General features: G+C 42.9%; 9 protein-coding genes. 8 read left to right on the top strand and 1 reads right to left on the bottom strand.

Going from position 1 to position 12,539, the window contains the following annotated elements:
* Positions 1 to 204: 204 nt before the first annotated feature.
* From safA to ACJHXA_RS02125, 4 genes are all read left to right on the top strand, one after another.
* Positions 205 to 402 (top strand): two-component system connector SafA, encoded by a 198-nt coding sequence (gene safA / locus ACJHXA_RS02140; protein ID WP_000543389.1) that lies wholly within the window; start codon positions 205 to 207, stop codon positions 400 to 402.
* Between the two features lie 74 nt (positions 403 to 476).
* Positions 477 to 1,238, top strand: a complete 762-nt coding sequence (gene ydeO, locus ACJHXA_RS02135; protein ID WP_000060480.1) for an acid stress response transcriptional regulator YdeO — start codon at positions 477 to 479, stop codon at positions 1,236 to 1,238.
* Positions 1,239 to 1,639: 401 nt separating this feature from the next.
* Positions 1,640 to 3,322 carry a sulfatase-like hydrolase/transferase gene (locus ACJHXA_RS02130; RefSeq protein ID WP_001295684.1) on the top strand — a complete coding sequence of 561 codons (1,683 nt, stop codon included), beginning with the start codon at positions 1,640 to 1,642 and terminating at the stop codon, positions 3,320 to 3,322.
* Positions 3,323 to 3,373: 51 nt separating this feature from the next.
* Complete coding sequence (locus ACJHXA_RS02125; protein WP_001299007.1) at positions 3,374 to 4,531, top strand: anaerobic sulfatase maturase; 1,158 nt, start codon at positions 3,374 to 3,376, stop codon at positions 4,529 to 4,531.
* On the opposite strand, the gene ACJHXA_RS02120 is transcribed toward ACJHXA_RS02125, so the two are convergent.
* Complete coding sequence (locus ACJHXA_RS02120) at positions 4,497 to 4,619, bottom strand: protein YneP (protein ID WP_120795387.1); 123 nt, start codon at positions 4,617 to 4,619, stop codon at positions 4,497 to 4,499. The genes ACJHXA_RS02125 and ACJHXA_RS02120 overlap by 35 nt on opposite strands.
* A 202-nt stretch (positions 4,620 to 4,821) precedes the next feature.
* On the opposite strand from ACJHXA_RS02120, the gene ACJHXA_RS02115 reads away from it, so the two are divergent.
* The 4 genes from ACJHXA_RS02115 to ACJHXA_RS02100 form a co-directional block, all read left to right on the top strand.
* Complete coding sequence (locus tag ACJHXA_RS02115) at positions 4,822 to 6,507, top strand: ABC transporter ATP-binding protein/permease (protein ID WP_283512250.1); 1,686 nt, start codon at positions 4,822 to 4,824, stop codon at positions 6,505 to 6,507.
* Positions 6,508 to 6,544: 37 nt separating this feature from the next.
* A complete protein-coding gene (locus tag ACJHXA_RS02110) occupies positions 6,545 to 8,917 on the top strand; it encodes a TonB-dependent receptor plug domain-containing protein (protein WP_000832498.1) in 2,373 nt (790 codons plus the stop codon).
* 56 nt (positions 8,918 to 8,973) lie between these two features.
* Positions 8,974 to 11,757, top strand: coding sequence for a M16 family metallopeptidase (locus ACJHXA_RS02105; protein WP_001245018.1), 2,784 nt, complete (start codon positions 8,974 to 8,976; stop codon positions 11,755 to 11,757).
* Positions 11,758 to 12,118: 361 nt separating this feature from the next.
* A partial coding sequence (locus ACJHXA_RS02100; protein ID WP_001681264.1) for a pyridoxal-dependent decarboxylase occupies positions 12,119 to 12,539 on the top strand: 421 nt, incomplete at its 3' end.

The following is a 12,539-nucleotide window of genomic DNA, read 5'->3' as shown; positions in this document are numbered from 1 at the left end:
ATCCCTCATTGACTATTATCGCGCAATTTGCTCACATGGATTAAATTAAACTACATACTATAAGATATAAACTTCTGCCTACAGCTGTAAGAAACTCCGTTCAGTACTGAAGCGCCAGTCCTATTTCCTCTTTTCTCCGGCCTGTTATATTAAGCATACTGATTAACGATGCTTAACGTTATTCGCTTAATAAACATATTTGAAATGCATGCGACCACAGTGAAAAACAAAATCACGCAAAGAGACAACTATAAAGAAATCATGTCTGTAATTGTGGTTGTCTTATTACTGACCCTTACGTTGATAGCCATTTTTTCGGCAATTGATCAGCTGGGCATTTCAGAAATGGGTCGCATTGCAAGAGATCTTACACATTTCATTATCAATAGTTTGCAAGACTGAAAATAAACAGCAAATTATAAATATGAAATGTTAAAAAAGTATCGATAAAAACTTTATTGTTTTAAGGAGATAAAATGTCGCTCGTTTGTTCTGTTATATTTATTCATCATGCCTTCAACGCTAACATTTTAGATAAAGATTACGCCTTCTCTGACGGCGAGATCCTGATGGTAGATAACGCTGTTCGTACGCATTTTGAACCTTATGAGCGGCATTTTAAAGAAATCGGATTTAATGAAAATACCATTAAAAAATATCTACAATGCACTAACATCCAGACAGTGACGGTGCCTGTTCCTGCGAAGTTTTTACGTGCTTCAAATGTACCGACTGGATTGCTTAATGAAATGATTGCTTATCTCAACTCGGAAGAACGCAATCATCATAATTTTTCAGAACTTTTGCTTTTTTCTTGCCTGTCTATATTTGCCGCATGCAAAGGTTTCATTACACTATTAACTAACGGTGTGCTATCCGTTTCCGGGAAAGTGAGAAATATTGTCAACATGAAGCTGGCGCACCCATGGAAGCTGAAAGATATTTGTGACTGCCTGTACATCAGTGAAAGCCTGTTGAAGAAAAAACTAAAGCAAGAGCAAACGACATTCTCACAGATTCTATTAGATGCCAGAATGCAGCACGCAAAAAATTTGATACGCGTAGAAGGTTCAGTCAATAAAATTGCCGAACAATGTGGTTATGCCAGTACATCTTATTTTATTTATACGTTCCGCAAACATTTCGGCAACAGTCCGAAGAGAGTTTCTAAGGAGTACCGTTGTCAAAGTCACACGGGTATGAATACGGGCAACACGATGAGTGCTTTAGCTATTTGATTATTTGCTAACGAGTAGTCAACCACGCACGCTACGTAAGAATTATATGGGGCAGCCATTCCCTGCCCCGCGTTGTTTTTAGGCGATATATTTATTGAAATAAATAAGTGACATCCATCACATATTTATGCACTTGCATAACCTGTTGCATGATTATTTATGATCTCAATTCGGCATTCTGTCAGTAAAATGCAATAATTTATTAAATATCAATAAATTAGTTGTTTATCGGCGAGAAATTACTTAATAGAACAGAAAGTAATGTCAACGCTTTATGGACTGTTATTTCCCTTTTTTTAGCTAAATCTGCTATCTCTTTATGTGACTAACTTCACTTACATCCACTTATTTCTCTTCGTAAAATTACTTCGGAATTAAGTACAATAAGAAGAGGAACATTTATGAAGTCTGCATTAAAGAAAAGTGTCGTAAGTACCTCGATATCTTTGATACTGGCATCTGGTATGGCTGCATTTGCTGCTCATGCGGCAGATGATGTAAAGCTGAAAGCAACCAAAACAAACGTTGCTTTCTCAGACTTTACGCCGACTGAATACAGTACCAAAGGAAAGCCAAATATTATCGTACTAACCATGGATGATCTTGGTTATGGACAACTTCCTTTTGATAAGGGATCTTTTGACCCAAAAACAATGGAAAATCGTGAAGTTGTCGATACCTACAAAATAGGGATAGATAAAGCCATTGAAGCTGCACAAAAATCAACGCCGACGCTCCTTTCATTAATGGATGAAGGCGTACGGTTTACTAACGGCTATGTGGCACACGGTGTTTCCGGCCCCTCCCGTGCCGCAATAATGACCGGTCGAGCTCCCGCCCGCTTTGGTGTCTATTCCAATACCGATGCTCAGGATGGTATTCCGCTAACAGAAACTTTCTTGCCTGAATTATTCCAGAATCATGGTTATTACACTGCAGCAGTAGGTAAATGGCACTTGTCAAAAATCAGTAATGTGCCGGTACCGGAAGATAAACAAACGCGTGACTATCATGACAACTTCACCACATTTTCTGCGGAAGAATGGCAACCTCAAAACCGTGGCTTTGATTACTTTATGGGATTCCACGCTGCAGGAACGGCATATTACAACTCCCCTTCACTGTTCAAAAATCGTGAACGTGTCCCCGCAAAAGGTTATATCAGCGATCAGTTAACCGATGAGGCAATTGGCGTTGTTGATCGTGCCAAAACACTTGACCAGCCATTTATGCTTTACCTGGCTTATAATGCTCCGCACCTGCCAAATGATAATCCTGCACCGGATCAATATCAGAAGCAATTTAATACCGGTAGTCAAACAGCAGATAACTACTACGCTTCCGTTTATTCTGTTGATCAGGGTGTAAAACGCATTCTCGAACAACTGAAGAAAAACGGACAGTATGACAATACAATTATTCTCTTTACCTCCGATAATGGTGCGGTTATCGATGGTCCTCTGCCGCTGAACGGGGCGCAAAAAGGCTATAAGAGTCAGACCTATCCTGGCGGTACTCACACCCCAATGTTTATGTGGTGGAAAGGAAAACTTCAACCCGGTAATTATGACAAGCTGATTTCCGCAATGGATTTCTACCCGACAGCTCTTGATGCAGCCGATATCAGCATTCCAAAAGACCTTAAGCTGGATGGCGTTTCCTTGCTGCCCTGGTTGCAAGATAAGAAACAAGGCGAGCCACATAAAAATCTGACCTGGATAACCTCTTATTCTCACTGGTTTGACGAGGAAAATATTCCATTCTGGGATAATTACCACAAATTTGTTCGCCATCAGTCAGACGATTACCCGCATAACCCCAACACTGAGGACTTAAGCCAATTCTCTTATACGGTGAGAAATAACGATTATTCGCTTGTCTATACAGTAGAAAACAATCAGTTAGGTCTCTACAAACTGACGGATCTACAGCAAAAAGATAACCTTGCCGCCGCCAATCCGCAGGTCGTTAAAGAGATGCAAGGCGTGGTAAGAGAGTTTATCGACAGCAGCCAGCCACCGCTTAGCGAGGTAAATCAGGAGAAGTTTAACAATATCAAGAAAGCACTAAGCGAAGCGAAATAACTAAACCTTCATGCGGCGGAATTTTCCGCCGCCTTATTGAGCGAGATAGCGATGCACGTTACAGCCAAGCCCTCCAGTTTTCAATGTAATCTCAAATGTGATTACTGTTTTTACCTTGAAAAAGAGTCGCAGTTTACTCATGAAAAATGGATGGATGACAGTACTCTGAAAGAGTTCATCAAACAATATATCGCAGCGTCTGGCAATCAGGTCTATTTTACCTGGCAAGGCGGTGAACCCACTCTGGCTGGCCTGGATTTTTTCCGTAAAGTTATTCACTATCAACAACGCTATGCAGGCCAAAAACGTATTTTTAATGCATTACAAACGAATGGCATTTTATTGAATAATGAATGGTGTGCCTTTCTCAAAGAACATGAATTTCTGGTTGGTATCTCGATCGATGGCCCCCAGGAGTTACATGACCGTTACAGACGCAGTAATTCAGGTAACGGTACTTTTGCAAAAGTGATAGCAGCCATCGAGCGTCTGAAATCATATCAAGTAGAGTTTAATACGTTAACCGTCATTAATAACGTTAATGTCCATTACCCTCTTGAGGTTTATCATTTTTTAAAATCTATCGGCAGTAAACATATGCAATTTATCGAATTGCTAGAAACCGGGACGCCGAATATTGATTTCAGTGGTCATAGTGAGAACACATTCCGTATCATTGATTTTTCTGTGCCTCCCACGGCTTATGGCAAGTTTATGTCAACCATTTTTATGCAATGGGTTAAAAACGATGTGGGTGAAATTTTCATTCGTCAGTTTGAAAGCTTTGTCAGCCGTTTTTTGGGGAATGGGCATACAAGTTGTATTTTCCAGGAGTCCTGCAAGGATAATCTGGTTGTTGAAAGTAATGGAGACATTTACGAATGCGACCATTTTGTCTATCCACAGTACAAAATTGGAAACATTAATAAATCTGAACTCAAAACGATGAACAGTGTACAACTGACAGCGCAAAAAAAACGGATTTCAGCGAAATGTCAGCAATGTGCATATAAACCTATCTGCAATGGCGGTTGTCCTAAGCATCGTATTACTAAAGTAAACAATGAGACTGTTTCTTATTTTTGCGAAGGTTATAAAATCCTTTTTTCAACCATGGTACCTTATATGAACGCCATGGTGGAGTTAGCTAAGAACAGAGTACCGCTTTACCACATTATGGATGTTGCAAAACAAATGGAGAATAATTAATAACGCTCTCTTTTAACTCCATTCTTAGCCTCCTTCTTATGACCTTAACAAGGCACCCGACATAAATTCCTGTCGGGTGTTTCGTCATCATCATCTTCCCTTGCGAAAATCCTGGCTTACGTGGTATGCGTCAGGGCATTAGCAATACCCTTGATTATCAATAGCATAACCATAACCGATGAAAATGAAATATTTCTTTATATTTCATATTGTTAAGTGATACTTAAATAAATTTCATCAGTAAATCATTGCCATAGATAATCATTGGATGGCACAATCAATTTTCGCTAATGATAACCATTCCCATTACGTTTTGTATGTTGATAGCAAAGTATCTCTGTCTGCTGAAGCCCTTTTGGCTGCGTAAGAATAATAAAACTTCAGTGTTGTTAATCATTATTATCCTCGCAATGATCCTTGGCGTGGTTAAAATTCAGGTCTGGTTAAACGACTGGAATAATGATTTTTTCAATGCGCTAAGCCAGAAAGAAACCGATAAGCTTTGGCAGCTTGTCCTTTGGTTCCCTGCCCTGCTGGGGATCTTTGTATTAATATCCGTAAACAAAACATGGTTAATTAAACTACTGACTATTCGCTGGCGCGAATGGTTAACAGATTACTACCTTAATCGCTGGTTTGCAGATAAAAACTACTACTTCACGCAGATCTACGGCGAGCATAAAAATACAGATAACCCTGACCAACGTATCGCTGAAGACATTCTCTTACTGATCAGCAAAACGCTCAGTCTTTCATTTGGCTTCATCCAGTCACTTAGCATGCTGATCACCTTTACCGTTATTCTTTGGCAAAGCGCGGGTACGCTCTCATTCACTGTTGGTGGAACAGAATGGAATATCCAGGGGTATATGGTCTATACCGTCGTGCTCATTGTGATCGGTGGAACTTTATTTACCCATAAGGTGGGTAAACGTATTCGTCCGCTTAATGTGGAAAAACAACGTAGCGAAGCGACATTTCGAACTAATCTTGTGCAGCATAATAAGCAGGCAGAACTGATTGCGCTAAGCAATGCTGAGTCTCTACAACGCCAGGAGTTGCGCGACAATTTTCATACCATTAAAGAGAACTGGCATCGTTTAATGAATCGTCAGCGGTGGCTTGATTACTGGCAAAATATTTATTCGCGCTCGCTTAGCGTTCTTCCCTACTTTCTGTTATTGCCGCAGTTTATTAGCGGGCAGATCAATCTGGGCGGACTGATGAAATCGCGCCAGGCATTTATGCTAGTATCGAACAATTTAAGCTGGTTTATTTATAAATATGACGAACTTGCTGAACTGGCTGCGGTTATCGATCGCTTGTATGAGTTCCATCAACTCACTGAACAGCGCCCTACGAATAAGCCTAAAAATTGCCAACATGCGGTACAAGTGGCTAATGCGAGTATTCGTACGCCTGATAATAAGATCATATTAGAGAACTTGAACTTTCATGTTTCGCCAGGCAAATGGCTATTACTGAAAGGCTACTCTGGTGCGGGAAAAACCACACTGCTTAAAACATTATCCCACTGCTGGCCGTGGTTTAAAGGTGATATTTCTTCTCCTGATGGCAGTTGGTATGTGTCACAAACACCGTTAATCAAAAGCGGCTTACTGAAAGAGATTATTTGTAAAGCACTTCCCCTGCCCGTAGACGATAAATCGTTGAGCGAAGTACTGCATCAGGTTGGTCTGGGGAAATTGGCTGCGCGTATTCATGACCACGATCGCTGGGGAGATATTCTTTCCAGCGGCGAAAAACAACGTATCGCCCTGGCACGATTAATTTTACGACGTCCGAAATGGATATTTCTTGACGAAACTACCTCTCATCTTGAGGAACAAGAGGCTATCCGCTTACTGCGTTTAGTGCGTGAAAAACTACCCACAAGCGGCGTCATTATGGTTACACATCAACCCGGTGTCTGGAACCTGGCCGATGATATTTGTGGCATTAGCGCGGTTTTATAAAAACAATAAAAGCCCTGCTGTACGGAGATATAAATAAATGAAGCGAGTTCTTATTCCTGGCGTCATTTTATGTGGCGCTGATGTGGCGCAGGCCGTCGATGACAAAAACATGTACATGCATGTTTTTGAAGAGATGACGGTCTATGCTCCTGTCCCTGTACCCGTAAACGGCAACACGCATTACACCAGTGAAAGCATCGAGCGTTTACCGACCGGGAATGGCAATATCAGCGATCTGCTGAGAACCAACCCTGCGGTACGCATGGATTCAACGCAAAGTACCTCGTTGAACCAGGGAGATATTCGCCCGGAGAAAATCTCTATTCACGGTGCGTCGCCCTACCAGAATGCCTATTTGATTGATGGTATTAGTGCCACTAATAACCTGAACCCAGCGAATGAGTCCGATGCCAGTAGTGCAACCAATATTAGCGGGATGTCACAGGGGTATTATCTTGATGTCAGCTTACTGGACAATGTGACGCTTTATGACAGTTTTGTGCCGGTTGAATTCGGTCGCTTCAATGGCGGGGTAATTGATGCAAAGATCAAACGCTTCAACGCTGATGATAGCAGCGTGAAACTGGGTTATCGCACTACGCGTTCGGACTGGTTAACATCGCATATCGATGAGAATAACAAGAGCGCATTTAATCAAGGTTCTTCAGGAAGTACTTATTACTCTCCAGATTTTAAAAAGAACTTTTATACCTTGTCGTTTAATCAGGAACTCGCTGATAACTTTGGCGTTACCGCCGGTTTATCGCGCCGCCAGTCTGATATCACCCGCGCGGATTATGTTTCGAATGACGGCATTGTCGCCGGTCGGGCACAGTATAAAAACGTTATCGATACTGCATTGAGCAAATTTACCTGGTTTGCCAGCGACCGCTTTACCCACGATTTAACCTTAAAATATACCGGCTCCAGCCGTGATTATAATACCAGCACCTTCCCGCAGTCTGATCGCGAAATGGGTAATAAATCCTATGGTCTGGCATGGGATATGGATACGCAGCTCGCATGGGCCAAACTTCGTACCACCGTTGGTTGGGATCATATTAGTGATTATACCCGTCACGATCATGACACCTGGTACACCGAACTTTCATGTACATATGGTGATATTACAGGGCGTTGCACCCGTGGCGGATTAGGACACATTTCCCAGGCTGTAGATAATTACACCTTCAAAACACGCCTGGACTGGCAAAAATTCGCCGTGGGTAATGTTTCGCATCAACCCTACTTCGGCGCGGAATACATCTATTCCGATGCATGGACTGAACGCCATAACCAGTCTGAATCCTATGTGATTAATGCTGCCGGAAAGAAAACTAACCATACCATTTACCATAAAGGTAAAGGCAGCCTGGGAATTGACAACTACACACTGTATATGGCGGATCGCATTAGCTGGCGTAATGTGTCATTAATGCCCGGCGTGCGGTATGACTATGACAACTATCTGTCAAACCACAATATCTCCCCGCGCTTTATGACGGAATGGGATATTTTTGCTGATCAAACCTCAATGATTACCGCAGGTTATAACCGTTACTATGGTGGGAATATTCTTGATATGGGATTACGTGATATCCGCAATAGCTGGACGGAATCGGTATCAGGCAATAAAACCCTGACGCGTTATCAGGATTTGAAAACGCCTTATAACGATGAACTGGCAATGGGATTGCAGCAGAAAATCGGTAAGAACGTTATTGCGCGTGCAAACTATGTTTACCGTGAAGCGCATGATCAAATCAGCAAAAGCAGTCGTACCGACAGCGCGACTAAAACCACCATTACTGAATATAACAACGATGGCAAAACCAAAACGCATTCGTTCAACCTCAGTTTTGAGCTGGCCGAACCCCTGCATATCCGCCAGGTAGATATTAACCCACAAATTGTCTTTAGCTATATCAAGAGCAAGGGCAACTTGTCGTTAAACAATGGTTATGAGGAGAGCAATACCGGTGATAACCAGGTGGTTTATGACGGTAATCTGGTTTCTTACGATAGCGTTCCAGTGGCAGATTTTAATAACCCATTAAAGATCTCCTTAAACATGGATTTCACGCATCAACCGAGCGGGTTGGTGTGGGCGAATACGCTGGCCTGGCAAGAAGCGCGTAAAGCTCGCATTATCCTGGGTAAGACAAATGCGCAATACATCAGCGAATATTCAGATTACAAGCAGTATGTTGACGAAAAACTGGATAGCAGCCTGACCTGGGACACCCGCTTGTCCTGGACGCCACAATTTCTGAAACAACAAAACCTGACGATCAGTGCCGATATTCTCAATGTATTGGATAGCAAAACCGCTGTTGATACAACGAACACCGGTGTGGCGACCTACGCCAGTGGCCGTACTTTCTGGCTTGATGTCAGCATGAAATTTTAATAGTTCGGATTTTACTTAACCGGGTAAATTCGCCCGGTTTTCGCATGGAGATAATTATGAGAAACCTCTGTTTCTTACTGACGTTAGTGGCAACTCTGTTGCTCCCCGGGCGGCTGATTGCCGCCGCCTTACCGCAGGATGAAAAGTTAATTACCGGGCAACTGGGCAATGGCTTGCGATATATGATTTATCCGCATGCTCATCCAAAGGATCAGGTAAATTTATGGCTGCAAATTCATACCGGTTCATTGCAGGAAGAAGACAATGAGCGCGGCGTGGCTCATTTTGTAGAACATATGATGTTTAACGGCACAAAAACATGGCCGGGTAATAAAGTCATCGAAACATTTGAGTCAATGGGCCTGCGTTTTGGTCGCGATGTTAATGCCTATACCAGCTATGACGAAACGGTGTATCAGGTGAGTTTGCCGACTACGCAGAAACAAAATCTGCAACAAGTGATGGCAATCTTCAGTGAATGGAGTAATGCCGCAACCTTTGAAAAACTCGAAGTAGACGCTGAACGTGGCGTAATTACTGAGGAATGGCGTGCCCATCAGGATGCGAAATGGCGCACCTCTCAGGCGCGCCGTCCTTTCCTGCTGGCTAATACCCGTAATTTAGACCGTGAACCTATCGGCCTGATGGATACTGTCGCCACGGTCACACCGGCACAATTGCGCCAATTTTATCAACGCTGGTATCAACCAAATAATATGACCTTTATCGTGGTCGGCGATATCGACAGTAAAGAAGCGCTGGCGCTGATAAAGGATAATTTAAGTAAGCTTCCGGCTAACAAAGCAGCTGAAAATCGCGTCTGGCCGACAAAAGCCGAAAACCACCTGCGCTTTAATATCATTAATGATAAAGAAAACCGGGTGAACGGCATCGCACTCTATTATCGCCTGCCAATGGTACAAGTGAACGATGAGCAAAGCTTTGTCGAACAAGCTGAATGGAGCATGTTAGTTCAGCTGTTCAATCAACGTCTGCAGGAACGCATACAGTCGGGCGAGTTGAAGACTATTTCTGGCGGCACTGCGCGCAGCGTTAAAATTGCACCCGATTATCAGTCGCTGTTTTTCCGTGTAAATGCACGAGACGATAATATACAGGATGCTGCGAATGCATTAATGGCAGAGTTGGCAACCATTGATCAGCATGGTTTTTCTGCTGAAGAACTCGATGATGTCAAATCTACCCGCCTCACCTGGCTGAAAAATGCGGTTGATCAGCAAGCTGAACGTGATTTACGTATGCTGACCAGTCGCCTGGCATCCAGCTCATTAAATAATACGCCGTTCTTGTCGCCGGAAGAGACATATCAACTTTCGAAACGTCTGTGGCAGCAAATTACCGTGCAAAGTCTGGCGGAAAAATGGCAGCAGTTAAGAAAGAACCAGGACGCATTTTGGGAGCAAATGGTAAACAATGAGCTTGCCGCCAAAAAAGCATTGTCTCCTGCGGCTATCCTGGCGCTGGAAAAAGAGTACGCCAACAAAAAGCTGGCGGCTTACATCTTCCCAGGCAGAAATTTATCGTTAACAGTAGACGCTGACCCACAGGCGGAAATTAGCAGCAAAGAAACGCTGGCTGAGAATCTGACATCATTAACACTTTCCAATGGTGCCAGGGTTATTCTGGCAAAATCCGCGGGTGAAGAGCAAAAGCTACAAATTACTGCCGTATCGAATAAAGGCGATTTAAGTTTCCCTGCGCAGCAAAAATCACTTATCGCGCTGGCAAATAAAGCAGTAAGCGGAAGCGGCGTTGGTGAGCTCTCCTCTTCCAGCTTGAAACGCTGGAGTGCGGAAAATTCGGTAACCATGAGCAGTAAAGTCAGTGGCATGAATACGTTGCTCTCCGTTAGCGCGCGGACTAATAACCCTGAACCTGGTTTTCAGTTGATTAACCAGCGAATCACCCACAGCACGATTAACGACAATATTTGGGCATCGCTACAAAATGCTCAAATTCAGGCGTTGAAAACGCTCGACCAGCGTCCAGCGGAGAAATTCGCCCAGCAGATGTATGAGACGCGCTATGCTGATGACCGCACGAAATTACTGCAAGAAAATCAGATTGTACAGTTTACTGCCGCAGATGCGCTGGCTGCCGATCGCCAGTTGTTTTCATCTCCAGCGGATATCACGTTTGTCATTGTCGGTAATGTCTCAGAAGACAAACTCGTGGCGTTAATTACGCGTTACTTAGGATCAATCAAACACTCTGATTCGCCATTAGCCGCAGGTAAACCATTAACTCGCGCGACGGACAACGCATCGGTTACTGTAAAAGAACAAAATGAACCTGTGGCACAGGTTTCACAGTGGAAGCGTTATGATTCCCGGACACCTGTTAATCTGGCGACGCGTATGGCGCTCGATGCTTTTAACGTCGCACTGGCAAAAGATCTACGTGTTAATATTCGTGAACAGGCATCTGGAGCATACAGCGTTTCTTCTCGCCTCTCGGTTGATCCTCAGGCCAAAGATATCAGTCATTTGCTGGCTTTTACTTGTCAACCAGAACGACATGATGAACTGTTAACGTTAGCGAATGAAGTGATGGTTAAGCGTCTGGCTAAAGGGATCAGTGAGCAAGAACTGAATGAATACCAGCAAAACGTTCAGCGCAGCCTCGATATCCAACAGCGTAGCGTTCAACAATTAGCGAACACTATTGTAAATAGTCTTATTCAATATGACGATCCTGCAGCATGGACTGAGCAGGAGCAATTGTTGAAACAAATGACGGTAGAGAATGTTAACACTGCCGTTAAACAATATCTTTCTCATCCGGTAAATACTTATACCGGAGTATTATTGCCAAAATAATAACAGCCCCGTCAACACATCGTTGGCGGGGATTTTAGCAATATTCGCTATTTTTATGTAATAATTTTATAAATGCGTTCAAAATAATAATCAAGTACTAATAGTGATATTTTAAGGTCTGATTTTTACGTGATAATTCAGGAGACACAGAATGCGCATAAAAATAACAGCATAAAACACCTTACCACCACCCAAGAATTTCATATTGTATTGTTTTTCAATGAAAAAATATTATTCGCGTAATATCTCACGATAAATAACATTAGGATTTTGTTATTTAAACACGAGTCCTTTGCACTTGCTTACTTTATCGATAAATCCTACTTTTTTAATGCGATCCAATCATTTTAAGGAGTTTAAAATGGATAAGAAGCAAGTAACGGATTTAAGGTCGGAACTACTCGATTCACGTTTTGGTGCGAAGTCTATTTCCACTATCGCAGAATCAAAACGTTTTCCGCTGCACGAAATGCGCGACGATGTCGCATTCCAGATTATCAATGACGAATTATATCTTGATGGCAACGCTCGTCAGAACCTGGCCACTTTCTGCCAGACTTGGGACGACGAAAATGTCCACAAATTGATGGATTTATCCATTAACAAAAACTGGATCGACAAAGAAGAATATCCGCAATCCGCAGCCATCGACCTACGTTGCGTAAATATGGTTGCCGATCTGTGGCATGCGCCTGCGCCGAAAAATGGTCAGGCCGTTGGCACCAACACCATTGGTTCTTCCGAGGCCTGTATGCTCGGCGGGATGGCGATGAAATGGCGTT

The organism is Escherichia sp. WS33 (genome assembly GCF_046486385.1).
Lineage (GTDB): Bacteria > Pseudomonadota > Gammaproteobacteria > Enterobacterales > Enterobacteriaceae > ECMA0423.
The sequence above is the reverse complement of the archived record's forward strand: the minus strand, read 5'-3'. Positions and strand labels throughout refer to the sequence as shown.

Excerpts from the sequence above, each read along its gene's own strand:
- ACJHXA_RS02105 (WP_001245018.1), top strand. The coding sequence starts at position 8,974 with ATGAGAAACCTCTGTTTCTTACTGACGTTAGTGGCAACTCTGTTGCTC.
- ACJHXA_RS02115 (WP_283512250.1), top strand. The coding sequence starts at position 4,822 with ATGATAACCATTCCCATTACGTTTTGTATGTTGATAGCAAAGTATCTC.
- ACJHXA_RS02120 (WP_120795387.1), bottom strand. The coding sequence starts at position 4,619 with ATGACGAAACACCCGACAGGAATTTATGTCGGGTGCCTTGTTAAGGTC.
- safA (WP_000543389.1), top strand. The coding sequence starts at position 205 with ATGCATGCGACCACAGTGAAAAACAAAATCACGCAAAGAGACAACTAT.
- ACJHXA_RS02130 (WP_001295684.1), top strand. The coding sequence starts at position 1,640 with ATGAAGTCTGCATTAAAGAAAAGTGTCGTAAGTACCTCGATATCTTTG.
- ACJHXA_RS02125 (WP_001299007.1), top strand. The coding sequence starts at position 3,374 with ATGCACGTTACAGCCAAGCCCTCCAGTTTTCAATGTAATCTCAAATGT.
- ydeO (WP_000060480.1), top strand. The coding sequence starts at position 477 with ATGTCGCTCGTTTGTTCTGTTATATTTATTCATCATGCCTTCAACGCT.
- ACJHXA_RS02110 (WP_000832498.1), top strand. The coding sequence starts at position 6,545 with ATGAAGCGAGTTCTTATTCCTGGCGTCATTTTATGTGGCGCTGATGTG.